The sequence below is a fragment of the Serratia sp. AXJ-M genome (assembly GCF_046531865.1).
In the GTDB taxonomy this organism is placed as follows: Bacteria; Pseudomonadota; Gammaproteobacteria; order Enterobacterales; family Enterobacteriaceae; genus Serratia; species Serratia liquefaciens.
Window position 1 is genome coordinate 3,359,835 of sequence record NZ_CP059394.1, and the last position, 26,317, is coordinate 3,386,151.

Annotated in this window: 27 protein-coding genes and 1 pseudogene; 22 read left to right on the forward strand and 6 right to left on the reverse strand. The window is 50.5% G+C overall.

Annotation, left to right across the window (positions count from 1 at the left end):
• Nucleotides 1-31 precede the first annotated feature (31 nt).
• The 3 genes from H0S68_RS15775 (at nucleotide 32) to H0S68_RS15785 (ending at nucleotide 4,783) form a co-directional block, all read left to right on the forward strand.
• Nucleotides 32-916 (forward strand): MurR/RpiR family transcriptional regulator, encoded by an 885-nt coding sequence (locus tag H0S68_RS15775; RefSeq protein ID WP_004899254.1) that lies wholly within the window; start codon nucleotides 32-34, stop codon nucleotides 914-916.
• Nucleotides 916-1,773 (forward strand): DMT family transporter, encoded by an 858-nt coding sequence (locus H0S68_RS15780; protein WP_032754802.1) that lies wholly within the window; start codon nucleotides 916-918, stop codon nucleotides 1,771-1,773. The genes H0S68_RS15775 and H0S68_RS15780 overlap by 1 nt, the downstream gene beginning before the upstream one ends.
• Nucleotides 1,774-2,008: 235 nt before the next feature.
• Nucleotides 2,009-4,783: a winged helix-turn-helix domain-containing protein gene (locus H0S68_RS15785; RefSeq protein ID WP_048762579.1), complete on the forward strand. Its 2,775-nt coding sequence runs from the start codon at nucleotides 2,009-2,011 to the stop codon at nucleotides 4,781-4,783.
• Here the strand turns inward: H0S68_RS15785 and H0S68_RS15790 are convergent.
• The gene (locus H0S68_RS15790; protein ID WP_332069942.1) at nucleotides 4,760-5,248 is read right to left on the reverse strand and encodes an MFS transporter; all 489 of its coding nucleotides are present in this window, start codon (nucleotides 5,246-5,248) and stop codon (nucleotides 4,760-4,762) included. The two genes, H0S68_RS15785 and H0S68_RS15790, sit on opposite strands and share 24 nt — an antisense overlap.
• Nucleotides 5,249-5,251: 3 nt before the next feature.
• Nucleotides 5,252-5,947, reverse strand: coding sequence for an MFS transporter (locus H0S68_RS15795; protein WP_244995237.1), 696 nt, complete (start codon nucleotides 5,945-5,947; stop codon nucleotides 5,252-5,254).
• 172 nt (nucleotides 5,948-6,119) lie between these two features.
• Between H0S68_RS15795 and H0S68_RS15800 the strand changes: the two genes are divergently transcribed.
• Together H0S68_RS15800 and H0S68_RS15805 are read left to right on the forward strand one after the other, a co-directional pair.
• Nucleotides 6,120-6,926, forward strand: a complete 807-nt coding sequence (locus tag H0S68_RS15800; RefSeq protein WP_016530710.1) for an SDR family NAD(P)-dependent oxidoreductase — start codon at nucleotides 6,120-6,122, stop codon at nucleotides 6,924-6,926.
• A gap of 235 nt (nucleotides 6,927-7,161) precedes the next feature.
• Nucleotides 7,162-8,080, forward strand: a pseudogene (locus H0S68_RS15805) (hypothetical protein).
• Between the two features lie 571 nt (nucleotides 8,081-8,651).
• Here the strand turns inward: H0S68_RS15805 and H0S68_RS15810 are convergent.
• The 4 genes from H0S68_RS15810 to H0S68_RS15825 form a co-directional block, all read right to left on the reverse strand.
• Nucleotides 8,652-9,008, reverse strand: a complete 357-nt coding sequence (locus H0S68_RS15810) for a helix-turn-helix domain-containing protein (RefSeq protein ID WP_197826471.1) — start codon at nucleotides 9,006-9,008, stop codon at nucleotides 8,652-8,654.
• A gap of 112 nt (nucleotides 9,009-9,120) precedes the next feature.
• Nucleotides 9,121-9,984: an HlyD family secretion protein gene (locus tag H0S68_RS15815; RefSeq protein ID WP_032754812.1), complete on the reverse strand. Its 864-nt coding sequence runs from the start codon at nucleotides 9,982-9,984 to the stop codon at nucleotides 9,121-9,123.
• Nucleotides 9,981-10,196 carry a DUF1656 domain-containing protein gene (locus tag H0S68_RS15820; protein ID WP_032754814.1) on the reverse strand — a complete coding sequence of 72 codons (216 nt, stop codon included), beginning with the start codon at nucleotides 10,194-10,196 and terminating at the stop codon, nucleotides 9,981-9,983. Before H0S68_RS15820 ends, H0S68_RS15815 begins: the two co-directional genes overlap by 4 nt.
• On the reverse strand, nucleotides 10,186-12,222 hold the full coding sequence (locus tag H0S68_RS15825; RefSeq protein ID WP_032754817.1) for an FUSC family protein: 2,037 nt from the start codon (nucleotides 12,220-12,222) through the stop codon (nucleotides 10,186-10,188). The genes H0S68_RS15820 and H0S68_RS15825 overlap by 11 nt, the downstream gene beginning before the upstream one ends.
• Before the next feature lie 76 nt (nucleotides 12,223-12,298).
• On the opposite strand from H0S68_RS15825, the gene H0S68_RS15830 reads away from it, so the two are divergent.
• The 17 genes from H0S68_RS15830 to H0S68_RS15910 all read left to right on the forward strand — a co-directional run bounded on the left by H0S68_RS15830 (nucleotide 12,299) and on the right by H0S68_RS15910 (nucleotide 25,716).
• Entirely contained in the window at nucleotides 12,299-13,105 is an 807-nt protein-coding gene (locus tag H0S68_RS15830) for an AraC family transcriptional regulator (protein ID WP_032754820.1), read from the forward strand.
• A gap of 600 nt (nucleotides 13,106-13,705) precedes the next feature.
• Nucleotides 13,706-13,900, forward strand: a complete 195-nt coding sequence (locus H0S68_RS15835; RefSeq protein ID WP_032754823.1) for an AlpA family transcriptional regulator — start codon at nucleotides 13,706-13,708, stop codon at nucleotides 13,898-13,900.
• 52 nt (nucleotides 13,901-13,952) lie between these two features.
• The gene (locus tag H0S68_RS15840) at nucleotides 13,953-14,540 is read left to right on the forward strand and encodes a DUF2857 domain-containing protein (protein WP_032754824.1); all 588 of its coding nucleotides are present in this window, start codon (nucleotides 13,953-13,955) and stop codon (nucleotides 14,538-14,540) included.
• Nucleotides 14,530-14,739 (forward strand): TraR/DksA family transcriptional regulator, encoded by a 210-nt coding sequence (locus H0S68_RS15845; RefSeq protein WP_022065314.1) that lies wholly within the window; start codon nucleotides 14,530-14,532, stop codon nucleotides 14,737-14,739. The genes H0S68_RS15840 and H0S68_RS15845 overlap by 11 nt, the downstream gene beginning before the upstream one ends.
• 394 nt (nucleotides 14,740-15,133) lie before the next feature.
• Nucleotides 15,134-15,355 (forward strand): hypothetical protein, encoded by a 222-nt coding sequence (locus tag H0S68_RS15850; protein ID WP_048762577.1) that lies wholly within the window; start codon nucleotides 15,134-15,136, stop codon nucleotides 15,353-15,355.
• A 72-nt stretch (nucleotides 15,356-15,427) separates the two neighbouring features.
• Complete coding sequence (locus H0S68_RS15855; protein ID WP_032754830.1) at nucleotides 15,428-16,072, forward strand: lytic transglycosylase domain-containing protein; 645 nt, start codon at nucleotides 15,428-15,430, stop codon at nucleotides 16,070-16,072.
• On the forward strand, nucleotides 16,069-16,347 hold the full coding sequence (locus H0S68_RS15860) for a TrbC/VirB2 family protein (RefSeq protein WP_032754832.1): 279 nt from the start codon (nucleotides 16,069-16,071) through the stop codon (nucleotides 16,345-16,347). The genes H0S68_RS15855 and H0S68_RS15860 overlap by 4 nt, the downstream gene beginning before the upstream one ends.
• Nucleotides 16,348-16,358: 11 nt before the next feature.
• Nucleotides 16,359-19,106, forward strand: a complete 2,748-nt coding sequence (locus H0S68_RS15865) for a VirB3 family type IV secretion system protein (protein WP_087051070.1) — start codon at nucleotides 16,359-16,361, stop codon at nucleotides 19,104-19,106.
• A 22-nt stretch (nucleotides 19,107-19,128) separates the two neighbouring features.
• A complete protein-coding gene (locus tag H0S68_RS15870) occupies nucleotides 19,129-19,857 on the forward strand; it encodes a type IV secretion system protein (RefSeq protein ID WP_040206876.1) in 729 nt (242 codons plus the stop codon).
• An 11-nt stretch (nucleotides 19,858-19,868) separates the two neighbouring features.
• Entirely contained in the window at nucleotides 19,869-20,144 is a 276-nt protein-coding gene (locus H0S68_RS15875) for an EexN family lipoprotein (RefSeq protein WP_040206878.1), read from the forward strand.
• Nucleotides 20,145-20,215: 71 nt separating this feature from the next.
• On the forward strand, nucleotides 20,216-21,247 hold the full coding sequence (locus H0S68_RS15880) for a type IV secretion system protein (protein ID WP_410528833.1): 1,032 nt from the start codon (nucleotides 20,216-20,218) through the stop codon (nucleotides 21,245-21,247).
• 89 nt (nucleotides 21,248-21,336) lie between these two features.
• Complete coding sequence (locus H0S68_RS15885; RefSeq protein ID WP_040206882.1) at nucleotides 21,337-21,477, forward strand: hypothetical protein; 141 nt, start codon at nucleotides 21,337-21,339, stop codon at nucleotides 21,475-21,477.
• Nucleotides 21,470-22,153: a virB8 family protein gene (locus H0S68_RS15890; protein ID WP_040206884.1), complete on the forward strand. Its 684-nt coding sequence runs from the start codon at nucleotides 21,470-21,472 to the stop codon at nucleotides 22,151-22,153. The genes H0S68_RS15885 and H0S68_RS15890 overlap by 8 nt, the downstream gene beginning before the upstream one ends.
• Entirely contained in the window at nucleotides 22,150-23,040 is an 891-nt protein-coding gene (gene virB9 / locus H0S68_RS15895; protein WP_410528834.1) for a P-type conjugative transfer protein VirB9, read from the forward strand. The genes H0S68_RS15890 and virB9 overlap by 4 nt, the downstream gene beginning before the upstream one ends.
• A complete protein-coding gene (gene virB10, locus H0S68_RS15900) occupies nucleotides 23,037-24,344 on the forward strand; it encodes a VirB10/TraB/TrbI family type IV secretion system protein (protein ID WP_048762575.1) in 1,308 nt (435 codons plus the stop codon). The genes virB9 and virB10 overlap by 4 nt, the downstream gene beginning before the upstream one ends.
• On the forward strand, nucleotides 24,334-25,353 hold the full coding sequence (gene virB11 / locus H0S68_RS15905; protein WP_048762574.1) for a P-type DNA transfer ATPase VirB11: 1,020 nt from the start codon (nucleotides 24,334-24,336) through the stop codon (nucleotides 25,351-25,353). The genes virB10 and virB11 overlap by 11 nt, the downstream gene beginning before the upstream one ends.
• A gap of 60 nt (nucleotides 25,354-25,413) precedes the next feature.
• Complete coding sequence (locus tag H0S68_RS15910; RefSeq protein ID WP_072032071.1) at nucleotides 25,414-25,716, forward strand: TrbM/KikA/MpfK family conjugal transfer protein; 303 nt, start codon at nucleotides 25,414-25,416, stop codon at nucleotides 25,714-25,716.
• Nucleotides 25,717-26,317: the final 601 nt, after the last annotated feature.

Sequence of the window (26,317 nt, forward strand, 5' to 3'; positions counted from 1 at the left end):
CCCTTCCCAAAGGACATGTAATATATTACATATGAATAAAGAAAATGGTAATAGAATTTCAGAAGGTGAGCAGCGGTTACAGCAATGGCTTGGCAGCATTCACGCCCGAAGCGGCGACCTCGCTGCAAGTGAGGCTAAAGTTGTCGATCTCCTGCTTGTCGATCCTTTATTTGTCGGTACAAGCACGGCAGCACAGGTTGCCACCCGTGCTGGTGTATCACCGCCGACAGTAATACGCGCTGCACGAGCGATCGGGTTCACCGGGTTCACTGAACTTAAGATAGAGATTGCCCGGGCTCGTGGCACTGCCCAATTCTTTGCCCCGCCTGAAGTTCTTACAGCGGATGCGACGCTGGCATCAGTGCTGGAAACATCAATTCGTGCTGGTGTAGACGCACTGACTGCGCTCAGCGGTGCTATCGAAATCTCCGCACTTGATGAGGCGGTCGATTTAATCCAGAGCGCACGCCAGGTATTTGCATTTGGTGCTGGTCCCTCTGCGACGGTTGCCGCTGATGCGGTCTTTCGTTTGCGGACGGCGGGTGTGATAACCGTCAGTATCCAGGATTATTTATCAGCGATGATTGCTGCTCGTCTACTCGGTCCAGGCGATGTCATCATCGTCGTCAGTTCAACAGGGCGCACATCATCCACACTCTCCATCGCTGATGCAGCATCCTCGGCAGGAGCATCGCTTATTGCAATAACTAACCAGTACGATACCCCACTGGCGACACTCGCCAACGTTTCGCTCGTTGTTGGCGGAATGCCACTCCCGGCACAGATGGCCGCTGCCGGGAGTCGACTGGCCCAGCTCGTCGTTATTGATACGCTGGTCGCTGCTCTCACTCTGCGGGATAAAGAACAAAGTCGCCGGGCTGAACGGGCGGGTATTGATTTGCCCGATATGTCCTGATGCAGTTCAGCACGGTAGCAATGATTCTTACTGCTGCGGTAGCTCATGCAGTATGGAATATAGCCTCAAAATACAAGAGGGAAGACACTCTTGTGTTCGTCTGGGCGTACAGCTGTGCCTCATCATTGCTGTGGGTCCCGTTCAGCCTCATTCTGATAGTTGAGGGACAACAGGAACTCGACTGGAGACTCGCTGTCGGCGCAGTTATCTCGTCTGCACTTCATATCGCTTATTCTCTAATCTTGCAGGCTGGCTACGAGCGCGCCGAACTGGGTGTTGTTTATCCGATTGCCCGAGGAAGTGGACCAGTTCTGACGATACTGTTTGCAACCCTTCTCATGGGAGAACGGATTTCACCAGGCGCTTTACTCGGCGCTTTTATCGTTATCGCTGGTATTTTCGTTGTCACCGGCAATCCGTTCAGGAGCGGAAGCCGACCACTACAGGGAATGCTTTGGGGGGCAGCGACAGGCACCGCCATCGCTGGCTATACACTCTGGGACGGTTATTCGGTAATCTCTCTGCACCTGGATCCAGTGCGCTACTACGCCAGCACACTCCTGCTACAGAGTCTGATTCTTACCCCTGGTGCGATGCGGCGACGAAATCGCATTCCAACTGCTGTACGTGTGGATATCATCCCAATCCTTATCATTGCTGTATGCTCTCCCCTTGCCTATATCCTTGTACTGACAGCCATGCAGAGCATGCCACTGGCACTCGTCGCTCCTCTCAGGGAAACATCCATTATTGTCGGCTCCCTTCTTTCGTACTGGCTTTTTCGTGAAAATCATCTGGCACGCCGGATTGCCGGTGCAGTGGTGGTGCTGACCGGCATCGCAATAATTAGCCTTTGATCGCTTCGTTGGATGCCAATCGTCGTCTTATTGTCAGCGTGGATCGTTCGTCGAAATTCAGTTTTCATCACCAGCTTGATCGCAAAGCTATGCCACATAGCACTATTGGCTTTATAATCATTAACGGTAAAAGTGGTATTGAATAGTTATACGCCGATGCAGCACATTCAACATGTAGCCTGATTCTGATGACCACTTTCGTTAGAAATGGCTTACTCCATACCGAGAGTTCGTGATGCTCAAAACAGAAGATCTCAACACCATGATATCAATTGATGAGATTCACTTTGCTGACTGGCAAATCTGGCCACAGCTAAGGATTCTGTTACATCGGGGTAAGCCAGTAAGAATTTCTGCCAGAGCTTTTGATGTTCTGGTTGTTCTGGTGAGTGCTGGAGGTAAAGCGGTAAGTAAAGAATCTTTACTTACTCAAGTGTGGGGAAATGAAATCGTCGAAGAAAATAATCTTCAGGCACAAATTTCTGCTATACGCCGCATACTGGGACATGACCGCCATCTACTGATTACTGAATTTGGTTGTGGTTATCGCTTTAATATCAACAAATTGCCAACTAAACCGCTCTCTAAATCAGAAATACCTGAGCCCGCTGTTACCCCTTTTCTCGCATCGATTCTGGGGCGTGATAAAGCTGTGCAGGAATTATGCACCTTATTGGATCAATACCGTCTGGTGACGGTTACAGGCTCAGGGGGCGTGGGTAAGACTCGTTTGGCATGGGAAGTCGTCAGCCTTACACACTCGCATTTTCCTGATGGAATATGTGTGGCTGAACTGGCGCATATCACCGAAGCATCCAGCTTGCTATCTGTTATTTCACAAGCGCTCCATCTTCCATTAGCTGCCATTCATAATGATGCCGATTTACGGCAACAGCTTGCACGGCGTCGATGTTTACTGCTGATTGATAACTGTGAACATGTAATTAGTGAACTGGAACCAGTGATTACGTTGCTCCTGCGCCTGGCTCCCCATATAAAACTGTTGTTGACCAGCCAGGTAGCGTTACAGGTTGCCGGCGAGCAACAATATCTACTACCGCCATTACAAGTTCCTGAGAGCGAAGAGGCTGATACCCACGAGTTACTGACTTTTGACAGTGTCCGCCTCTTTATCGAACGTGGGCAGGCCAACCGACATAATTTCCATCCATCAGCCAGCGAACTGTCGTTGATTGGCGAGTTATGCCGTCATCTTGACGGTCTGCCGTTGGCGATTGAACTTGCGGCCTCCCGTCTGCCAGTCATGAGTGTCAAAGAGATCTATAGCCGACTGGAAGACCGTTTCCAGCTATTGAGCAATACGCACAGCTCTCTGGTGCCCAGACATCAGAAAATACTGACCACGCTGGAGTGGACTTATCAGTTACTCAACACTCGTGAACAAAGATTATTTTGCTCTCTGGGGATCTATACCGATATGTTCAGTGTGAAATCAGTAAGTGACCTTCTGCTGATTAAAGACAAGCATCGCTGGCAGGTTGTTGACGATCTGCAAAGATTGCTGTCTTTATCCCTGATTCAGGTCAGTACTCAGGTACCAGAGACCCGTTTCCGCCTGCTGGAAACCATGCGCCAGTTCGCATGCGATAAACTCAGGCAACAGGGTGAATATACTGTTCTTGAAGCCCGTTTTACCGGTTATTATAAAGTTCTGGTAGAAGAGGCCCAAGGTGATTGGTTTATGCTGCCAACGGGACAGTGGCGTGAACGTTATAGCCATATGCTTAATGATTTGCGGAGCATATTACAGCAAACGTTGGCTGAAGGGGCCGCTCCCTCTAAGGGGCTTGAGATCTTACAAGCGATGACCCCTTTTTGGATTGAATATTCACTCTACGATGAATGTCAGCGCCATATCTATCCTTTGCTTTATGAAAATACTTCTCGGGTAGTATTAACGCTACGCCAGAGAATGAATCTCAGCGCTGTAGCAGGTAAGGCGTCAACCTGGGCAAAAGGCCCTACGCCTGAAACACATTCAGCCTGGAAAACCGCGCTTGCACTTGCAGAAAAGCTCGACGACAAAGAAATACGTTTACAGGCTCATTACGGATTATGGTTGTATTATCTGCGTACTGGCGAGTTGGATAAAGCGCTTGAGCATGCGCAATCTATGTGCGAGCTGGCACGGTCCATTAGTGACGAGGAGGCGATGGCAACCGGGCTGCGTATTCTCGGTGTATCCCTGCATTTTTTGGGGCGTCATTATGTCGGGCGTGATTATCTCCAGCAATCTCTTGACTGGTATGAACATGGCGAATTAAGTCACTCTTTCCGTTTTGGTCTTGATCAAGAGAGCGCCGGTCAGGCCTTTCTGTCTCGTTTACTCTGGTTACAGGGTGAGTATAAGGCCGCGAAACAGATGGCATGGCGCGGTGTTAAAAAAGCCGCTCGTTTGCAGCATGTCTGTTCTCTTTGCTGTGCACTGGCTGAAGGCGCTTGTATGACAGCAGCACTGGATCGTAATCCGCGTTGGGTTATAAAGGCCGCAAACTGGCTTATTCATCTGGCAAAAAGGCATGATTTATATTTCTGGAAGACATACGGCGAGCTGTTTCTTGTTTGGGCCAAACAGTTCAGTCATACCGATGTTAGTCAAACCACACTGTTTAGCTCGTTGCGGGCGATGGGATTAGATTGGCAATATTCCCCCTTGTTGTCAGAAATTGATACCGGGTTATCGCTGAGAGCCACCCGCCAGGATCATGAAAACTGGTGCACGCCTGAGCTGATGCGTCTTTCTGCCACTCAATTACCTCCTCAGAAGCAACGCCTGCTGTTGGAGAAGGCCCTGGACAAAGCGCGTCAGCAACAGGCTCATGGCTGGGCCCTCCGTATTGCTTATTCATTGGCGACATTGCAGGCTGAAGCCGGGGAAAAATGGGCTGCTAAACAATTGATACAGGACGCTTTACATGATGTTGATGACTCAGACAATGCGACGGATGTAAGAAGTGCTATTGCGCTATGTGCCCGAATAGGGGCCTGAATATTTACGTTTTACGGCTATCAACATCCCCATGATCACGAGTCCGCCCCCTGCTGAAGAAATCAGCGCCCAGCTATGAGTTGTCTCCCATAACCAGGTGGCAGTCAGTGAGCCACATGCTCCGCCAATAAACATAACGCACATAAATAATGTATTAAGACGGTTTCTGGCATCCGGACGCAAAGAATAAATCGTGTGCTGATTAGCTATCAGTACACATTGCTCACCCGCATCCAGTAGTAGAATGCCCACCACCATACCCACAATACTGTTCCATCTCCAAAAAACAGTCCAGGCTAGCAGCATGAGTATCACACCAAAAACAACCATTCGGAATGGTCCCTGACGATCGCTGAAACTTCCCGCCAGAGGCGCACACAGAATACCGATTAACCCCAAAGCAGCTAGGGCGCCGGTTATCCCTGCACCGTAATCGTAGCGATGAGCTAACCAGAAAGGGAGCACGGTCTACAGCACGCTGAAGGAGGCAAACAGCATTGCTTGTGTAAGAGTTGCACCACGCACCTGCGGCTCGTTTTTCCACAGCAGTCCTAATGAACGTAATACCGCCAGATAGTTAAACTTTGGCGTTGACAACGACTGAGTAGGCAAAATGCGTAAGATGAAAAATATAGCCAGCAATGTCATGATCGCGCCGGATAAAAAGACGCCACGCCAGCCGAAATACTGACCAATAAGGCCTCCGATAGCCCGGCCAGCAAGGATACCTGCCAGGACACCGCTCATCACCGTACCAACGGTTTTACCTCGTGCAGAAGTTCTTGAGAGCGAGGCGGCAAGCGGCACTATCTGTTGAGCTACTGTTGCAGCCATCCCGGTAAGGAAGGAGAAGAACACCAACACTGTCGCCGTTGGGGATAACATCATGCCGATCATTGCCAGGAAAAGCACCTGCGCTTGACGCAGGATAAGCCACTGACGTTCAATATAATCGCCAAGGGGGATCAGAAAGAATAAGCCCACCGCATAGCCTACCTGGGTGACCATGGGGATCAAAGAAACAGCTCCCCATTCATTGGGAAAGGATCCGGCAATTAAATTCAGGACAGATTGATTAAAATAAATATTAGCCACAACAATACAACAAATAATCCCCAGCATAAGAATCCTGGTAGAAGAAAGCTCGTGATTGTCCGAACGCATTGACCACTCCTGGCACTAAACTCAATATTGTCTGGAGTATAAGCAAAGGCGACACCCAACTCTTTGACCGCTTTTTTCAGACATCTGAATTCTGATGCACAAGCTCCTGAAAAAGAGATTTGTTACTAATACTGCTCATGTTATTGACTGTGCTTAACTTGAGGAGCAACAAATGGATTTAAAACTGACTGGAAAAGTGGCTCTGGTAACTGGAGCCCATACCGGAATTGGTTTCAGCATTTGTGAAGAATTGGCCGTGAATGGTGTGCATTTAGTCATGGTGGCCAGACGAGAACCTGAGCTGATTCTTGCTGCGAAAAAAATTTCAGAGAAATACGGTGTTTCGGTGCTGCCTATTGCCGGGGATGTGACTGATCCCAAACTACCTTCTTTAGTGGTTGAACAAGCGGAAAAAGTTTTTCAGCGTATTGATTTACTGGTGAACAATGCCGGAAGAGCCCATGCGGGCACGCTGTTAACCACTTCGGAAGAAGACTGGCAGATAATGACTGAGACCAAATTCTCCGCCATGCGACGTTTTTGTAAGGTAATCATCCCCGGGATGCAGAGACGAAACTGGGGGCGTATTGTCAATATCTCATCCATTGGCGGTATCTACCCTAATCCGCAACTTACCGTCTCACACGCACTGAGCGCCGCTATCAACAACCTGACCCGTAGTTTAGCACTTAGCGTGGCTCCGGATGGCATTCTGGTCAATGCGATCGGAGTGGGTGCTGTCGCGACGGATAACTGGGCGCAGAACATGCTACCGAATGTTCGCAATCGTCGTCCTGAACTGGCTGACAGAACAGACGAAGAGGTAATGGCATTACTGGGTAAAGAGAAAACGCCTGTGGGCCGCTTTGGACTTCCTGAAGATATTGCTGCAATTGCTACGTTCCTACTTTCTGGGAGGAATCAGTTTGTTACTGGACAGACAATTGAAGCATCAGGCGGAGCAGACAGATTTATGTAATGTCTTCCATTCAACTTAAATAATGTTTGAGAATTGAATTAGTTTAACCTGATATTTGTTCTTCTTTTCAATCACTGCGAAATATGAGGCCGGATATGGGGGACTGAAACGCTAAGAAGCCCCCGTATCAATATAATCCAAATATTATAACGTAATAGATCCCGCACCATGAAATTAATTTCACTGGAAAATTCATGGTATTTTTTTTAAAAAACAGAAATAGAGGAAAACCACTATGTCAAAAAAACAAACACTATCAAATACAAACTATAGTTCGCCTGACTGGCTGACTATCCGTGAAGCAGTCGAAGTGATAAATAAAAAAGGACTGAAAATTAAAAAAAAGTGACATTTACAGGCATGCATTACATGGCAGCATTCATCTCTCTATTTACTTTCAGTCGCCAATTACATTACGAAAAATACAGAGATCGAGCTACAAAGTAAGGCTCAGACCATGTGATATGTCATCAATAAATCGTTTATGCCTTCTTGACAAAAAAGCGTTTATTGAAGGACATAATTTTATTGTTAGCACTACTGGCAAATATATCATTCCCACAGAGAGAGTGATTGACACTCTATTGATTGGATATGAATATGTTCTAGTGCAAAAATTACTTTCCCGATCTCTTAAAATACCATTACCTGTAACAGGAGCTATTGATTTTAATCATGGCATAACAGTTAGCTTACAAGGAGAACCATTTCAACTATTCGATAAAATGACATGGGAAGAAAGAATAACACAAAAAATTATGCAACTCCCTAAAAACATTTCACCATATGTACATAAAGAGATATTCTCAAAGAGGATAAATAATTACCTGGGGAAAGAGTATTTCCCGGCTCATATTTTACCTCGGGATGCCTGGTTTGTTATTCGACATGCTGAACTTGATAAAGTCATTGACATCATAACCAATAGCAGAGTGCCCTCATTATCTGCAACGCGAATATCAACACCACTATCTCGTTTTTTCTGGCTGGCCTGTAAAAACAATGAAGTCATCCGTCCATTAATTAGTAAACCGTACAAACTACTATCTATTTTCGAACAATGGGCATCTGACGAAGGCATTACCGACAGGCTCAGTGGTGATACGTTAAAAACTGCACTCGTACGCGGTTCCCCCACATCAATGTCGGATTGACGCAAGTGAATTTTACCAAACCCAAATGTCCGTATTAAGGACTCTAAAATCAGTAATACGGACATAATTAGTTTTTTTGACTCTTTTTTCCTTGTCACCTCAAGGGACATTGTATTTCTGTACTACTGGTATCAATACATATCATCAATTATCAAGCATTAGAAAAGTAAAAGCAAAACAGTACTTAAATGCTCGCAACCACGCATATACATTAAAGCCACTCCTTATTAAAGGAGGGTTTAGTCGAATTGCATAGGTTCGATCGAATCCAAAATGCACGAAATAGATTAACCTTAATTTATCCAATCATTAAATACATACATGGGCTCGTAATTATATTCCAATTAATGAATACGAATTTACTTACCAATACATTACACATGCAAAAACACGAAAGCATACATTGCACAGGAAGACTTAGATTCTTTTCAATGAAATAAATGAGTGATTTCATTTCGTTCAATAAATCTATAACTGAGGTACTAAGACCATGATTACCAGATGAACCCCGTCCATAATCCAGATAGTTACTAAAGATTTAAAAGCTCACCTTATGATACGAGTAATTACCTTACTCCAAAGAAGACTTGCTTTTAATATTTACGGCATTTTTTCTATACCGGTGTGGTGGGACATTATATATTTTTCGAAATGCCCTGGTTAATGATTGCTGAGAGTCAAAGCCAAATCGCATCGCGATGTTTATCAAAGATTCATTTGTTGTGATAACAGCTTCTAAAATAAGATATAATTCTTTCTCTCTGATAAAACCTCCTAGACTCTGCCCTGTTTCAGAAAAAAACAATCTCTGCAAATGCCATTTTGAATATCCGGACTTGATAGCCACATCATCAATTTTTAGTGGCATCTCTATATTTTTGTTTATCCAAACAATTAAGTCATTTACAATATCTTTCCTGTTTTTCATAACCGAAACCTCAGAATTACTCTAACAGAAACACATTCTCATCAGGCATATAGATCAAGAGCTGACAATCCCTAAGTTCTGCATAAATCCTCAATAGAGACCATACTTTTTATTATGGTGTGATGGATATACTCGCAGACAGTCCAGCCACCAATTCAATTCCCTCCGGCAATCTGTCAATATGAATCCGAACCGGGATACGCTGCGCGAGCCGCACCCAGCTAAAGGTTGGCTCGACATTAGGCAGGCCAAGCCCCCCGGTCTCGTCATTGTTATCATCTATTCCGCGTCCGATGCTCTCAACATGACCCGTGATCACCGGCTTAAATCCCATCAGCGTAATGTGTGCAGTATTTCCCGTGCGGATATGTTGCAACTTAGTCTCTTCAAAATAGCCAACCACCCAAAAACTATGGGCATCAATGATGGAAACTTTAGTTTCTCCCGCTGTGGCATAGTCACCAGGGCGAAGCCGCAAATGTGTGACATAGCCCGTAACCGGAGACCGAACAATAGCATGCGATAAGTTAAGCTCTGCAAGGTCCAGCGCAGCCAGTGCACCGTGGTAATTAGCCGCAGCGACGCTGGCTGCGCTGGCTGTTTGTTGTAAATCCTCGCTGGAAATTACCCCTTTAATCTGAGAGCGTCGTCTCGCCGCATCCTGGCGCATCAGCATTTCATGACGTTTCGCCTCAACATCAGCCTGTGCGCTGACCACGGCCAACCTCAACCAGTGCGGGTCAATGGAATAGAGCACATCGCCCCGATTAACCCACTGATTATCGCGGACGGCCACATTCAGCACCGGTCCGGAGACATCCGGCGCAATCTGTACCACATCCGCACGAACTCGACCATCGCGGGTCCAGGGGGTTTGCGCATAATGTTTCCAGAGAATAAAAGCCAAAAGCGTAGCCACCGCCACAGCGCTGAGCGTCAGCACGTAGCGGCCCAGTAGAGAAAGTAACGATTTCATTTAAAAAACCCCAGTTCGGTCAGCCCCTGCAGCAGCAGGTAAAAAGTAATAATGAAGACGGAAAAATCGATCATCGGTCTAAAGGGCAAGCGGCGGTAACCCTTGCTGAATGACAAGATATGTACGATAAATAGCGTACATGTCAGTGCAATGAGGGCAATTACCAACAGACCGGGTACAAAAACGCCCTCAATATTGAAATCATTGATCATTAGCAGGCTCCATTTTCTGAACGCTTAATGCGCAGTAAAGATCAACCAGTTGATCGACATAATGTCGCGATAGTTCATCTGTTACGCTCAAGCTGCGCTCAGTCAGAATGGCGATCCGTTGAAGTAAGGTGTCAATATCTGTCGAGTGTGTAAGAAGGGTGAGTACTTCTTTTATTTCTTTGTTCGCATGCGCATCACATCGGCGTAATCGCATTACACACAGCCCTATGCGCAGGGCGTACAACAAATGATGTGCCCGTTCCGGTGACTGTCCGCTGCGCTGCAAACGCGGCAGTATCAACGCAGCCCGATCGATCATCAGGTTGATCCAGAGAGTTTCATCAGTATTCAGCACACCTTTCACGCTGCGGTTAATATCGCGCTGACATAATTGAAGCAGGCGATTTATTGCCGCATCTGCCTGTACAGTTTGCAGAAAGCCCATGCTGAATACCGCAAAGCCAGTTGCAGAAAATAGTGCGATTGCGGTATTCACCGCCACGGCAAAATCCCCGCTGTAGTGGGCACCCAGCTCGCACAAAATAGGCAGCGTCAGTGTGATCCCCATCGCCATAAACGTGGTAGGCGGTCTGGCCTGGAGCGATCCAGCCAGCAGATAGATCGGAGCTAAAACCGTTACCAGCACGATAAAATCACTGACTTGTGGTAGTAGAACGAAACTGTAGATCAGGCTTATCACAACGCCCCAGAAGGAGCCGATAATGTATTTCACAATATGCGGGGCAGGCGTATCGAAGCCGCCAAACAGTGTGCAACAAACGCCAAGGATAGAAACCGCCGTACCGCCATCAGGCCATGCCGAGAAAATCCACACCATGCAGCCGCTCAGAATGATGGTGAAAGCGCCCAGAGCGGTGCGGGCAGCAGTGAGAGAATCGCGGTGGAATACATACCCTCTCACGGTATTCTTTTCCGATTGCGCAGGCGTCTGCTTCGCGTGATGAATGGCGTCCGAAAGACGATAGCACTGCTGCACAAGGACAATGGCCTCTAACAGGTAGCGCATAAAACTTACACGCAGCGCTTCTTCAAGCGTCAGCTCATACACTGAATAGCGCTGCAGTAATTTTTCACTGCTTTTTTTGAGCGCTTCACCCTCGCTTTTGAATTTTCCTTCATCTTTGCAGGCCAACCAGACCTCAACATCACCCAGCAGAATTTGCACATCGACAGGTATCGTCGCTATCAGCGCTAAACGGTCGCGTAACTCACAGTTAACAATGACTAATCGCGCAAGCCTGTCATGAAGCCTTTTTCTCGCTTGCCGGACCGGTACAGAGAACGCAAAATCATAAGGGACATGATGGCTGATACCCTGCAGGAACTGTAATGCCAGTGCCATATGCAGCGGCCCGGAAGCAGCGTCGGGTTTGCCTGCTAAAGTCTCTGCGATACGCTGTCGCGCCGCGAGTAGCGTCTGCGACAATTTACTGTTGAACTGGCCTGAGATGCGCGCGGGCAATACATAGCGATGAATAAGTGCCGCGCAGAAGATACCGATCATGATTTCCTGTATCCGAGTGATAGCGATGTCAAAAATCGCGCCAGGATCGGATACCGCAGGGAAGCCAATCAGACTCGCAGTGTAACCAGCCAGGACAAAACCATAGGCCCGGGGCGTGCGTTCCAGCAAGGATAAATAGAGGCAGAAGGTAATCCAGCCTGTCAATATCACGCTGCAAAATACGGAGGAATTCGCGAACGTGGGTACAATTAATACCGTTATGCCCGCGCCGACTACCGTTCCCACCAGACGATACAGACTTCTGCTCAGCGATGCTCCGACGGAGGTTTGGGAAACAATATACACGGTGATAATTGCCCAGGAAGGCCGCTCCAGGCCAATTGACAGTGCAATGTAGTATGCGAGCATCGCTGCGGCAAAACTCTTCGCGGAATAGAGCAGAGCGTTCGCATCATTCAGTAGTGAAGGAGAAGCCATACCGCGAAGACGTTGGCATATCGTGTGTAAAAAATGAAAGTAACTCGCGTTAATTTTTTTCATGCCGGAAATTATTACCGGCTTGCATATCCACTTAAATACTCTATTCTGTCAAAAAATACCTAAATGTTGCCAATCTATGTTACCCCCACTCGCCAATACGCTGTTTGATCCGGATGCCACCCCCTGTCCCGCAGTCGCGCGTCATCTGGATTTTGTCGATTACGCGGCCGAAGTGCCTGTGCATACGCACCGCAAAGGGCAATTGATTATTGCCCTCTATGGGGCGGTCATTTGTCGCGCCGAAAATGATATCTGGATCGTGCCGCCTGATTGTGCCGTCTGGATCCCTGGGGGAGTGCCGCACAGCGCCAAAGCTACCTGGAATGCGCATCTCAACTATCTGTTTATCGAACCCGGAGCCGCCGCGTTGCCGGAGCGATGCTGTACTCTGGCAATTTCCAGTCTGATTAAAGAACTTGTTGCCCGTTTAACCCGCGAGGGCGTCGGATACCCACCAGAAAGCCATCTCGCCAGACTGACCAGAGTAACACTTGATGAATTAGCCACCATGCCTCAGCAGAAACTGAGCCTCCCTGTGTCGTCGCATCCTAAAATCCGCGCCATGGCCGATGCTCTGGTCAGTCAACCTGATGACCGAAGCACATTCAAAACATGGGCAAAAAGACTGGCGCTTAGCGAGCGTTCTCTCGCGCGTTTAATGCTGCGCGAAACCGGGTTGACGTTCGGACGCTGGCGTCAGCAACTGCAACTGATAATTGCTCTCCGGGAACTGGCTAGCGGCGTTTCGGTTCAGAATGTTGCAGCTAATCTGGGGTATGAATCGGTTAATGCGTTTATCACCATGTTCAAAAAAACAATGGGAAGTACACCCGCGCACTATTTTGCCGAACGGAAAACAAGCGCACACTTAACCGATATTTAGCGACATCAGGTTATCCAAAAAACCATAGGTGAGTCATAGAGCTGCCATATCCGTCTCCCTGTGCGGGGGATCACACTACAGAATCTTTACGGCATGGAACCTCCAGCCAAGACTATATTGCCTCAGCCGCCTTAACGATAACAAGAATCAAAGGACTTTATTATATCTGTTGGATCGGTCTATACATGATCGGGAAGCACAATCAATTCAGCATTGTGTTAAGGAAGTAGTTGAGCATATATGTTTCGACCACACAGAACACTTCTATGGCGATGCTTCATAGCGCATTACCGCCAGAGTGGTAACGCCCCCCCTGACTGAAATTCACAATGAATGTATTTAACCGCATCTTTTTATTGTCCTCATTATCACGCTAAGTCATGACACCATTGCACCAGCGAAACGCTGAAAACTACACAGCAGCACAACTATCCTTCTCCACATCCTTATACAACTAATAACTTATTATTTATTCACTACAAAACCGTACTAAGGATCTTCCCATCAGTAATAAGGTGCTATCGGCTTTTCCTAAGCTTACTGCTGTGTTCTTTTATTTTCTCTGGACATGCACCAGTCATTCCACAATAGGAGAATACAATGACATCACATCAGTTATTACGTTTAAAACAGGTCGAAGAAAAAACCGGTTTGAAACGCTCTCAAATTTACCTGTATATGAAAAATGGAACCTTTCCACGTTCAATAAAAATTGGCCCGGCCAGTGTGGCCTGGCTCGAATCGGAAATTGATGAATGGATCAGCCTTAAATTGGCCGGACGTTCAAACAGTTAAAAATGTCCGTTTATTTGCTCAACTTTTCCATATAGATTGAGGAGATAACAGAATGATTCCATTAATTAATTACACCATCTTAACTGATGCGTTGCACGCTCTGAAAGTTGGGGATATTCGTCACTGCGAGTCCCTCGGATTCACTTTCGACGAAATGAATGCTCTTAATCAGTTATCACTCGATGAACTGTTTGCTGTCAGCCGGGCGACGGCTCCCTTTGTTTCGGTCAGTGTCCGCCATGATGTCCTGCATCATTTACTGGCGCAGGCCCGACAGGAATACCGACAACAGCAGCAGATTAACCGGGCTATCCGGCTGGGCGGTTCTATCGCGTTGCTCAACCACTACTTTGGCTTGACGTCTAATGATGTCTGCCTTCGCCGACGGCTGCTTGGTGTCAGCGTGCCATATGGACGTACACCTGAGCCGGATGAAGAGACAGATGCCGAGATCTGGCGGCAATGGCAGAAGTGCCGGGTGGAAAGCCTTGAATCCCCCGACGCGCTGATGGCCATGATGCAGGTTACTGAACTCCTGCTACCAAGTTCCCTGGGACTATCACTCACCATGGTATGGAGACGTATCACGCTTTGTGAAAAGGAAGTTGCCGCTAACAGGAGGGCACCACATGCCGGATGAGATCGATCGCGATCAGGAATTTAATGAGCAGCGCCTGGAGGAGATGATTGAACAGAGTCGTTTTAAGCCGGGGTCGACACCATCATTATTTCACTGTCGTGTATGTGGTAAACCCATTCCAGAAAAGCGACGGCAAGCACTGCCGGGTGTAACCACCTGTACGGAATGTCAGGAAAAACTTGAACGTAGTAGCCGCTGACAGGATAAAAAGGACGTGTAGAGATGTTATATCTCTGCATGTCTTTATTATTCACGGTGAATGTTAATACCACTCTCTCGTGTTTTTTAAATCCTCATTATTCTCACTGCATCTTAAATACTCCACTATTTTTCTCTCTTCTTTTTGTTTTGAGTTTCTCATTTATATCCCTCACCAGATATTCGAATCTGAGAACGCCATTACAGCATTAGTCGCCCCTATGGACATTAATTCGTCCTGACAGGGTATTGCTCTTTAACAAAATGGATCGGGCTGTCACGTAACCACAATTCAGGGTGCCGCTGAATGTTCTCGCTGACCCGTTAAAACCGGAATGCAGAACCGGGATGTGACTGGTTTATTTCATTTACTGTTTTTGATCAAAGGAAATTCCATGAGAAAACCCGCTTATCACGTCTTTGTTACCCAGGAAAGCCAGCCCGATGTGCAGGGCGAAACAAACACGTACTGGACAAAAGTTGGCGTGGCCTTCGCGCATAACGGCAAGCCCGGTCTGAATATCGTGCTGATACCCGGTATTGCGGTTTCCGGCAGGCTGGTACTGCTCGAACCGAGAGAAGAAAGCGACATTTCACAGGATGCCGCTGCCACTTAATCCATTTTCTCTTCTTCTCACCCGGCGGCGTACTTTTCTGTAAGCCGCCGGTCTCTCTGTTGCGAGGCCAGCATGCTTTCCACCACTGCCTTTCTGGCACTGGCGGTGCAGTGCGCCGCCAGTATTCACCCGTCCACGTCACTTGATGTCGCACGGGTCGAATCCGGCTTCCACCCCTACGCCATTGCTGAAATCCTGCCAGACAGCCGGGGCGTGATTTCACATTTCCCCTCGAGCCTGCCGGAGGCGATCCTCCTTACCAGACAGCTGGCTGCACAGGGCCGACGCTATTCGGTCGGCCTGATGCAAATCACCAGCATCAATTTCCGCCATTACGGCGTCACGGCCAGCGACCTGCTTAACCCTTGCATCAATCTGTCGGTATTTGAGCGCATTCTCGCCGACTGTTACCGGCGCGGCGGAACACTGAAACGGGCGCTCAGTTGTTACTACTCCGGCAACTTTGAAACCGGCCAGCGGCCGGAATCCGCCTTTAACCAGACCAGCTACGTGCAGCGCATTGGCTATGTCGTCCCGTCCACGCGGAAAGACCGGCAGCGTGCCCCTGACCGGAACGCACAGCCGTCTGTCCGTTATCCCGCCGTTGTGCTGCGCGGCGAGCCTGCCGGTGCCACTGCGCCGATCCTGACTTCCCTGCATTATCCCGGTTCCGTCATTCGCGGCGCTATCCCTGTTATCCCTGATGAGGAGAAATGATCATGCGTAAACGCCGTTACTCCGCTGTTGTTTCCGTGCTGCTGTCTTCCCCGGTGCTGGCGGCGGACAGTGGTTTTAACAAGGCCAATGAAACACTGAGCAATACCTCGACCGGCCTGCTGGGACTGGCCGCCGTCACCATCACGCTGGCGACCATGTGGGTGGGCTACAAGGTGCTGTTCGACGGCAAGAGCCTGCACGACATGCGTAACGTCATCATCGGCGCGATCCTGATTGTCGGTGCATCCGGCTTCGGTGCCTACTGGGCGTCATAAGGGAGGCAACGATGGCTACGCTGAATAAAGCGCTTACGCGGCCTGCCGCCATTATGGGTATTCCTCTTGTGCCGTTCGTTCTTGTCAGCGGGGCCATCGTCCTGCTGGCGGTCTATGTCAGCTATTACCTGGCGGTTCTGCTCATTCCTGCCTGGGCGGAAATGAAAAATAAAGCCCGAAAGGATATTCATTATTTCAGCCTGCTCTGGCTGGCGTTTAAAACCCGTGGACGGCTTTTCACCAATACCCATTTTGGCGCGAATGCCCTTCTGGCAAACCAGTACGATAATGTTGATGTCTCGGAGTTTATTCAGAAAATGAAATTAAACGAGCGTATTACGCTGGATAAATATATTCCGTATTCCTCCCATATTCACCCCTACGTCATCAGAAATCGTCACCGTGATTTTGTTGCCACCTGGGAGCTGGGCGGCACAGTCTTTGAATGTGAAGACGAACATCACCTGACCCTGATGGCCACGCACCTGAATAACGTTATTCGTTCGTATGAGGGGCTGCCGGTAACATTCTATATTCACCGGCTCCGTGAAAAATACCATGATACTTTTGAAGCCCGTTCGGGTATTCCCTTTTCCGATGAGGTAACACGGCGGTATTACCAGCCGGTAAAAGAAAAACCGTTCTGGCGGCACCGGCTGTTTTTTACCGTCTGCTACGCGCCGTTCTCTGCGATTGAGAAAAAAACCATGAAAGCGCAGCCGCCCGGTAAACGCCAGCCAGCACTGGAGGACGCGCTCAAAATCATGCTGGAATACCGCGACGCGCTGGAGTCTGCGTTATCCCGCTATATGGCAATGCCGCTGGGGATATATGAAGAAAACGAGCGGGTGTATTCCTCACAACTGGCGTTCTTTCATCGTCTGCTTACCGGCCAGTGGCAGAAAGTGGCCGTAACGCGCTCACCATTTTATGAAACGCTCAGTACGCCAGACGTCTTTTTCACCACCGACACCGGTGAATGCCAGACGGTCAGCGGTTCCCGCTTCTTCCGCAGCCTCGAGATTAAGGATTATTCCCCGGAAACCCATACCGGTATGCTGGACGCACTGCTGTACGCCGAAAGCGAGTATGTTCTGACGCAGTCCTTTACCTGCATGGCGCGGGATGAAGCGCAGGATCATATCCGGCTGGCGGAAAAACGGCTGAACTCAGCGGACGACGACGCGATTTCCCAGCGCGAAGAGCTGATTGTCCTGCGCGACCTGCTCCAGTCCGGGCATGTGTCGTGCGGTAAATTCCACTTTTCCCTGCTGATCTCCTCAGACAGTGCCGGGCAGGTGGTGAAGGACACTAACGTTCTGGCCCAGCCCTTCGCCGATCTGGGTATTATGACGACGCTCTCCACCCTGTCACTGCCCGCCGCATATCTGGCGCAACTGCCGGGCGTCTATACGCTGCGTCCCCGACTGGTGGCCGTCAGCAGCCAGAATTTTGCCGATATGGCCTGCCTGCATAACTTCCATCCCCACAAACGCAGCGGCAATCCGTGGGGGGAAGCCATCGCCATCCTCACATCGCCCGGCGGTGGCGGGTATTACCTGAACCTTCACGACAGCCAGGCCGGACGGGATGACACCGGTGAGAAAACGCCGGGAAATACGGCGATTATCGGGAAAACCGGCTCCGGCAAAACCCTGCTGATGACCATCCTGCAACAACTGATGCAGAAGTACCGTAACCCGGCGTCGTTTGCGCCTTCTGCCACCCTCAAACGGCTGACCACGGTGTATTTCGATAAGGACCGGGCGGCGGAGATGGCGATCCGCCAGGCGGGCGGGCGTTATTTCCGCATCCGTACCGGCGAGCCCACCGGCTTCAACCCGTTTGCGCTGGAGCCAACCCGCCGGAACATCAGTTTCATCAAACGGCTGGTGCGCATGCTGTGCCGCCGCAACGGTAAGCCGCTCGATCCGCGCGATGAGGAGCGGATCAGTGCCGCCGTTGACACCATCATGCTGGACTATCCGCCGGAGTACCGCCGGTTCGGAATCACCCGGCTGCTGGAAGTGCTGCCGGAGCCGCCGACCACAGACGCCCGCACCAACGGGCTGCGTATCCGCCTGAAACAGTGGGCACAGGGGGGCGAGTTCGGCTGGGTGTTTGATAACGAGGCTGATACTTTCACCATCAGCGATGTCGATAACGTTGGTATCGACGGCACCGAATTTCTGGATGATGACGATATTCGCGGCCCCGTGACCTTTTACCTGCTGTATCGCGTGACCAGCCTGCTGGACGGTCGCCGCCTGGTGATGTTTATGGATGAGTTCTGGCGCTGGCTGTCCGATGTCGAATTTTCCCGTTTCTCGCTCAATATGCTGAAAGTTATCCGCAAGCTGAACGGCATATTCGTCCCCGCAACACAGTCACCGGATGAAATCGTCAGACATCCCATCGCCCCGGCGATTATTGAACAGTGCGGCACCCAGATTTTCCTCGCCAACCCGAAGGCCAGTCATGCGGATTACGTGGAGAAAATGAAAGTGCCGGACAGCGTTTATGAGACTGTCAGGAACCTTGATCCGGGCGAGCATTATATGGTCATCCTGAAAACACCGTTGCGGGCCGGGGAAACCCGCCCGTTTGTGGCGTTGGCAAAAATGGATCTGTCCGGGCTGGGTAAACTCACCCGGCTCCTCAGCGGCAGTGAGGACAACCTGAAAATATTCGATGCCATCTATCAGGACGGTATGCGACCTGATGAATGGAAAGAAACCTTCCTTGAGCGGGCAATCTGATATTAATACGGAGGTCGTTGATATGCGTACCAGATATACCTTTCTGGCATTATCGTTATTTTTCCCGACGCAGACGTTCAGCGCCGGAATACCGGTTTTCGACGCCGTGCAGAATACCGAATCCATTAACCAGTGGATGCAGAAATTACAGCAATGGGAGGATACGGTTACCCATTATAAAAGTGAACTTGATGCGTATAAAAAACAGTTAGCTACTGCAACCGGCGTGCGGGATATTCAGGGTTTTCTCAGCGATGCCCGAAGCCTGAAAACCGATATTGATAATCTCCGTAAGAGCAGTATTTCACTGGATGATCTGCTGACCACGCAAAACAGTTCATATTCTTCTGAACTGCAAAACCTTTACAGTAAATACAAATCATTCAGCGTATGCAGCGAGGAACAGGAAGGGATAAAGTCTCAGGCCCTGGCCGACAGTTGTAAACAGATAATCCTCAATCAGGCAATGGCGATTGAGAATACCACTGACGTTGAAAACAGGATCAACAGCACACTCAGCGATATATCAGACTTATCTGACCGTATATCGAATGCACAGGATTCGAAAGAGTCTCAGGATCTGGCTAACGCCATCGCGGCGAAAAGCGTACAGTTAAATGCGCTGACAAATCAGTGGGAGATGTCTGTCAGACAGGCTGAACAGCGAACGACATTGCTGGAACAGCAAAGACAGAAAGCCTTTGAACAGCAGCAGCTATCGGCACCTGTTGCTGACCTTAATAATTTATAAGGAGGTTATCCGTGGTCAGATCCTTATTCACCTTATGCACACTCTCAGGCGTGATATTACTTTCCGGCTGCAAGGAAACCAAATCCGAAACCTGGTATAAGCAGCATCCTGACGAAACATATGCGGTTTACACGCAATGCCTGAAGGATGGCGAGGCAAGCGATAACTGCGAGTTTGCTCAACGGGCTGCCATTATGTTCGCTCAAATTGGCAAACCCGGAATAAAAGAAAAATTTGAGACATTCTTTCAGCAAGAAGCCGAAAAGAGAAAATCCGTCACACAATAATATCTCCTCCAGCAAAACAGAGAATTCTCCCTGTTTTTTATTTCCTTTCTTTATCTATCAGGTGAGGCACCATGTCCGGTGGTATTTTTGTGGGTATGGACAAAAACATCATGGATGGACTGAATGCCGTACTGGAAGGTCAGTCTTCCACTTACGGTACGATGATCAGCGTTATCATCGTCAGCTCTTTTACCTTATTTATACTGTATCGCGGTTATCAGACGCTGGCTGGCAAACTCCGGGCCCCGGTTGAAGATGTCGTCTGGGATGTGGGGCGAATGTTGCTGATCACCACCTTTGCGTTAAACCGGGATGGCTGGCTGGATATGGCGGTAGCGGCTATCCAGGGACTCAAAGACGGTGTCAGCGGCAATGATAACGTCTGGGCGCTGCTTGATACCGTCTGGGAAAAGGCACAGACACTGGGGCAGACACTGTTCAGTATGGACACCTCGACTTACGTCAAACTGAATGGTGGCTTTGCCGAAGTGCTGGTATGGGGCGGCGCGATCGTTCTGTTACTGGCTGCCACCTTTGTCAACCTGCTCGCTGAAATTATCATCCTGTTAATGACGACCACCGCGCCGCTCTTTATTTTCTGCCTGCTGTACGGTTTTCTTAAGCCGATGTTTGATAACTGGCTGAAAACGATTTTCGCGGCAATATTAACGATCATGTTTTCCGCCTTATCCATCCGTATCGCCATCAATTACCTGAATAAAATCCTTGATGCAGCGACCCGGACATCCAATGTCAGCAACATGGTGACGCTGGCGGCACAGTGCCTGCTGGCCGGGATTGCAGCGGGTGTGGTGGTCTGGTTCTCGGCGAAGCTCGCCAGCGCCCTCAGCGGAGCCGCTGTACAGGCGGTGTTACAGGGGGCGGCCATGAGTGGTCTGACCGGACTGGCGAACAAATCCGCTGACCTGGCCGGGCCGGGGATAAAGGGCGGTGCCCGCCTGGCTGCGAAAGGCGACATGGCCGTCGCCGCGGCGACCGGCAGACTCACTGGCGCAGGCGCGGGTAAAACCGTGAGCGCCTGGCAGAAACGCGCCGCCGCCATCGAAAGCATGAAACGCCTGAACCGGCAGCGTCACCGTTAATCCTCCCGACCCTTAATTTCCTTTCCCCGTCACGCCGTGGCCTGCGCCACCGGTGCGGCATTTCTGCATCCCTGTAATAAGGAACTTCCATGAAATTCAGCATCTTCCTTCTGATGCTGTGCGCGCTCACGGGCTGCGTACAGTATCAGGGCGACCTTCCGCCGGTATCCGGCGAACCCGAGCCGGTAAATTCCCCCGCCATCATTCAGGAGCTCACTCACCATGTCTGATATTCAGAACATTGTTAATGTTTCCCGCTCTTTTGAATCCATCCTGCTGGAAAAGGAAGAGCGTTCCCGAAGAACCGCCTGGCGGGTGGCCGCTGCCGGACTGATTCTGGCCGCAATGGCGATTGCGACCATTATTATTCTGCTGCCGCTGAAAACCACCGACACTGAATTATGGTCAGTGGATAAACAAACCGGGCGCTATGAATATATGACGCGCGTAAAGGAGCGGGATATTTCGTCTGAAAAGGCACTGGCGCATTCACTGGCAGCACACTATGTCAGGCTCCGCGAAGGATATAATTATTTCTCCCTCCAGCGTGATTATGACGACGTGCAGTTATTTAACAGCGACAGCGTGAACCGGGACTATCTGGACGGGTTTAACGGCGACCAGGCACCGGACGTGATTTTTAACAAGGCGGAATATATTGTTGATATCGACATTATTTCCAATGTGCATGCGCCTGCCACCGGGCCGGATAATCTGGCAACCCTGCGTATCAAGCGCACTATCCGCCGTATTGCTGATAATTCCGTGAAAACGGATGTCTGGAATATCCGCCTCACATACCGCTACGTCCCGCACCGGCAACTGACCGACAGCCAGCGCGAAGTGAACCCGCTGGGCTTTATCGTCACCAGCTACCAGCGCGACAAAGAGCTGAGGGGGGAATGATGCTGAAACACATTCTGCTCCTCACGGGTTTACTGGCGTCATGCGTGGCATGGAGCTCGGCGACACCGCGCGGCAGCGCGTATGACAGCCGGATGCAGAACGTCACGTACAACAGCCAGAACGTCACGGTCGTCAGTACCCGACCCGGCTACGTCACCATGCTGGTATTTGATGACGATGAAACAGTCATCGATGCGCAGGCGGGTTTTCTCAGAGGCTGGACCGTGACGAAAAGCGATAACCGGGTGGGTGTCAGCCCGAATCCCATCGCCCAGCCAGTCACGGATGCCAGCGGCAACAACATCAGCCAGGTCTTTCTGCCGACGGCAAAAGACTGGAAAACCAACCTGTTCGTGGTGACATCGAAACGCGACTACAGCCTGGAGCTGAACGTACTGGATAAAGACTCTCCCGCCCAGGCATTCATTATCCGCTACCACTATCCTGACGAACTGCGGAAAAAGTCAGCCGCCGCCAGTGCCACCCGCCAGCAACAACAGCAGGAAGCGCTGGACCGACAGCGGATAGCGTCGGCATTCCGGCATCCGGCCACGCCGCGCAACTGGCGCTACACCAGGCGTGTAGCCGCCGGTTCAGCCTCCATTGCCCCGGACTTTGCCTGGGATGACGGTCGTTTTGCTTATATCGGTTTTTCTCCCGCGAAAACCCTGCCTTCCGTTTTCCGGGTGGTTAACGGTCAGGAGCAGGCGGTCACGCCCGGAACGGTTAAACGGGGCAACTACACCGTGATGGTGGTTCCGGCATCTCCGCAGCTGGTTCTGCGCTACGGGAGCTCAGTGGTGGGGATCGAAAACGACGGATTCGGGCGTATCCCGCTGACCAACAGTGACACCGTTTCGCCGTCCGTTACGCTGGAGGCAAAATGACCGACAAATCTTTCCCGGACGAACCGGAAAAAACCACCGCCGAACGGGAAGCGGAAGCCCGTGAACGCGCCCGCGCGGCAATGGCATATCAGGAGCCGGAGCAGAAAACGCCGCCCGGTAAGCCGGAAGTGACCCGTTTCCGTAAAGCTTCCGGTCACCGCACGCTGATCGTCAGCCTGCTGAGTCTGGTCCTGGTCATCGCGCTGGCATCCGGTGGCGATCGTCTTCTCAGCGCCCTGAAAAGGGGTGATGAGAAAGAATCTGACACCGCGTCGCCGCCCTCCTCCGGGGCGGTGCAGCAGGAGCGTAAAAATCTGGGCATGGACAGTAATCCGTTTGGCCTCTTCGGGCCAGGGAGGCAGGAAAGCGTAGCCCCTGCCAGTCAGAGCCCCCCTGCCACTCCAGCCCTGCCGCCCGGGCCACCCGCCCTGAACAAGGCGGCAGCGCTGGCAGACGGGCTGAACAGCGGCAGTACAGGGTCAGGCGACGATATACGCACGTCCCGAAGCGGATCGCGCAGCAATGCGGGAACGTCGGGCAGCCCGTCAGCCTCCACGGCGTACACATCCTGTCAGTCGGTACTGGTCAGTGGCGAAGATGGACGCCTGCGCTGCCCGGATACAACAGCACCGGCAGGCAGCAATAACAACGACAATCCGGGCGTCGCACGCGTCACCGGTGTCAGGCGGCTGGGCCTTGATCCCGATCTCTATATCCCGGTGGATCGCTATATTCCGTGTTCGATGATGCGGCGCTTCGTGTCCGATGTTGGCGGTCATATCTCCTGCCTGATCGGTGAGAATGTCTGGAGCTCCAGTAACCATGTAATGCTGATCCCGGCGGGAACAGTTGCCCGTGGTATCTACCGCACCGGGGCACTGCAACACGGGCGCAGCCGGATGTTTGTACTGTGGACGGAGTTGCGCACGCCGGAGCCCGGCAGCCTGCAAATCCCGCTCACCGATACGCAGGCCACCGGCCCGCTTGGCGAGGCGGGGATCACGGGCTGGATCGACAGCCATTTCTGGGAGCGTTTCGGCAACGCCCTGATGCTGAGTACCGTACAGGACGTGGCAGCAGCGGCATCAGATGCCGCGCCGGGTAAAGACCGCAATACCGACTATACCGAAAATACCCGCGCCGCCACGGCGGAAATGGCGAAAACGACGCTGGAAAACAGCATCAGTATCCCGCCCACGATGTACCTGAACCAGGGCGATGTGATCGGCATCATGACCGGCACGGATATTGATTTTTCCTCTGTTTATCAACTACGGCTGAAAAAGAAATGGTATGAACGCTGAAAACCTGTCACTGGACTTTATGAAAAACCGGCTCTTTGGTGATTTTCTTGCGCAGGATGGCCTGACAGAAATTGCCGTTAACCGACCGGGCGAACTGCATACGAAAATCCGGGGGAATTGGCATAAACAGGCATCCCCGATCACGCTGCGTCAGTGTCATGCCTTTGCCAGGGCGCTGGCATCCTGGCAAGACGACAATATTGACGATACATCACCCATCCTTTCTGCAACATTAAGATCCGGCGAACGTATTCAGGCGATTATTCCCCCGGCCTGTGAGCGTAATACGGTATCCATTACGCTGCGCAAGCCTTCGTTTGAGCAGAAAACACATCAGTCATGGATTGATGCAGGATTTTATCAGCGTGTGGCTGGTCAGGAGAGAACGGAAAGCCAGGATGATGCACTGGTTCAGTTATATCACAGCGGGAATATCCCCCGTTTTATGGAAAAGGCCGTGGAATATGGCAAAACGATTTTTATTGTGGGTGAAACCGGCTCCGGTAAAACCACCTATATGAAAACGCTGCTGCATTATATTCCACTGCATCTTCGGCTGACCACAATCGAAGATAATCCCGAAATCCATTTTTATCACCACGCCAATTATGTGCATCTTTTTTACCCGGCGGATGGCGGGGATAATGCCATTGTCACCCCCGGCAGGCTGATCCGTGCTAATTATCGGATGAACCCTGACCGGATATTACTGGCGGAAATTCGTGGGCGGGAGGCATGGGACGCGCTTAAAATTATTGGTTCCGGGCATGAGGGATTAATCACCTCCCTGCATGCAGGCAGCCCGGAAGAATGTATTGAAGGGATCATTGACCGCTGCTATGAAAACCCCGACTGCCGGAATATTCCTTTTGATGTGCTGTTACGCAAGGTACTTAAAAGCATTGATGTCATCGTCAGTATTGACATACACGGCGATGTGCGCCGGATGAGTGATATTTACTTTAAGCCAGTTCATTTAAAAAGCATGAAAGAGGCATTCAGACAATAACTCTGGCAAATAACATTACCCTAAATACGCAACCTTTCATTAATCATACCGGTGACTGAAATGAAGAAAGTCATACTCTCCTTATTATTTCTCGGCGTTATGGCGTCATGTTCAACATCCGCAACGACCGCTGAAGCCTGCGAAGTGGTTTTATGCATGTACGGTAAAACAACGGGAAACAGCGGCAGCAGTGAATGTCATTCCGCTGAACGGGCATTCTTTAATATCGTGAAAGAGAATAAACACGGTTTTCTTCCTGACCATACGGCCGATGCCAGAAAATCGTTTTTACTTGAATGTGTTTCGGCAGACCCGGCGGCTATCAGTCAGGTCATCAGTAAATATGGCCGCGTTCGTGGTTAATACTGGCGAGACGGGCGGAGAGCGTGACGGTTTTCAGGTTTTTATGGCTTCTGTTTTTCGCGGATTAAGGAGCGAAGAAACAGGGGCCGTAAAAATGAGGCAGCGGACAGAAATATTTTCGCGGGTTAAGGAGCGAAAATAATTCAGGCACCGCGCCTCACCTGCAAACAGCCGCGCCCACGCGGATTTTGCAGGCCGGGGGAGCCGGATAAATTTCGCCGCCCCAGCGAGCGAAAAGCTGTCGCCCACGACAGCGGTTTATTTGGGGGGCATCGCCCCGCACACCGTCGCAGATAAGTCTCCGGCCAAAAGCCGGTAGCGTGGCGCGACCACCCTCTTTAAAGGTCAGCTTCCCTTTTATTCCCGCTACGAGGAACGAGTAAAGGGAAGAAAAAGGCGAAAGCGACCGTCTTAAAGGGGGTGGTCGCGCGTAGCGGGCGACGGTGTGCCGCCGTTGACGTTGGGGGTTTTGGCACGGCGTCCAGCCGCGACATTACCCCCATGTGACAGGCCATAAGGGCGTCCAGCCCGCATGTACTGGTGCACGCCGTTTCGTGCAGGAAAGCATGCTTCCCTGCACATGGCCGCAACGCGGCCACCT

Coding starts and splice junctions, on each gene's coding strand:
- H0S68_RS15885 (WP_040206882.1), top strand. CDS start 21,337: ATGAAATTCAGCATCTTCCTTCTGATGCTGTGCGCGCTCACGGGCTGC.
- H0S68_RS15825 (WP_032754817.1), bottom strand. CDS start 12,222: ATGAAAAAAATTAACGCGAGTTACTTTCATTTTTTACACACGATATGC.
- H0S68_RS15910 (WP_072032071.1), top strand. CDS start 25,414: ATGAAGAAAGTCATACTCTCCTTATTATTTCTCGGCGTTATGGCGTCA.
- H0S68_RS15815 (WP_032754812.1), bottom strand. CDS start 9,984: ATGAAATCGTTACTTTCTCTACTGGGCCGCTACGTGCTGACGCTCAGC.
- H0S68_RS15795 (WP_244995237.1), bottom strand. CDS start 5,947: ATGCGTTCGGACAATCACGAGCTTTCTTCTACCAGGATTCTTATGCTG.
- virB9 (WP_410528834.1), top strand. CDS start 22,150: ATGATGCTGAAACACATTCTGCTCCTCACGGGTTTACTGGCGTCATGC.
- H0S68_RS15890 (WP_040206884.1), top strand. CDS start 21,470: ATGTCTGATATTCAGAACATTGTTAATGTTTCCCGCTCTTTTGAATCC.
- H0S68_RS15830 (WP_032754820.1), top strand. CDS start 12,299: ATGTTACCCCCACTCGCCAATACGCTGTTTGATCCGGATGCCACCCCC.
- H0S68_RS15880 (WP_410528833.1), top strand. CDS start 20,216: ATGTCCGGTGGTATTTTTGTGGGTATGGACAAAAACATCATGGATGGA.
- H0S68_RS15810 (WP_197826471.1), bottom strand. CDS start 9,008: ATGAAAAACAGGAAAGATATTGTAAATGACTTAATTGTTTGGATAAAC.
- H0S68_RS15820 (WP_032754814.1), bottom strand. CDS start 10,196: ATGATCAATGATTTCAATATTGAGGGCGTTTTTGTACCCGGTCTGTTG.
- H0S68_RS15845 (WP_022065314.1), top strand. CDS start 14,530: ATGCCGGATGAGATCGATCGCGATCAGGAATTTAATGAGCAGCGCCTG.
- H0S68_RS15775 (WP_004899254.1), top strand. CDS start 32: ATGAATAAAGAAAATGGTAATAGAATTTCAGAAGGTGAGCAGCGGTTA.
- H0S68_RS15800 (WP_016530710.1), top strand. CDS start 6,120: ATGGATTTAAAACTGACTGGAAAAGTGGCTCTGGTAACTGGAGCCCAT.
- H0S68_RS15850 (WP_048762577.1), top strand. CDS start 15,134: ATGAGAAAACCCGCTTATCACGTCTTTGTTACCCAGGAAAGCCAGCCC.
- virB10 (WP_048762575.1), top strand. CDS start 23,037: ATGACCGACAAATCTTTCCCGGACGAACCGGAAAAAACCACCGCCGAA.
- H0S68_RS15870 (WP_040206876.1), top strand. CDS start 19,129: ATGCGTACCAGATATACCTTTCTGGCATTATCGTTATTTTTCCCGACG.
- H0S68_RS15835 (WP_032754823.1), top strand. CDS start 13,706: ATGACATCACATCAGTTATTACGTTTAAAACAGGTCGAAGAAAAAACC.
- H0S68_RS15855 (WP_032754830.1), top strand. CDS start 15,428: ATGCTTTCCACCACTGCCTTTCTGGCACTGGCGGTGCAGTGCGCCGCC.
- virB11 (WP_048762574.1), top strand. CDS start 24,334: ATGAACGCTGAAAACCTGTCACTGGACTTTATGAAAAACCGGCTCTTT.
- H0S68_RS15865 (WP_087051070.1), top strand. CDS start 16,359: ATGGCTACGCTGAATAAAGCGCTTACGCGGCCTGCCGCCATTATGGGT.
- H0S68_RS15840 (WP_032754824.1), top strand. CDS start 13,953: ATGATTCCATTAATTAATTACACCATCTTAACTGATGCGTTGCACGCT.
- H0S68_RS15785 (WP_048762579.1), top strand. CDS start 2,009: ATGCTCAAAACAGAAGATCTCAACACCATGATATCAATTGATGAGATT.
- H0S68_RS15780 (WP_032754802.1), top strand. CDS start 916: ATGCAGTTCAGCACGGTAGCAATGATTCTTACTGCTGCGGTAGCTCAT.
- H0S68_RS15860 (WP_032754832.1), top strand. CDS start 16,069: ATGATCATGCGTAAACGCCGTTACTCCGCTGTTGTTTCCGTGCTGCTG.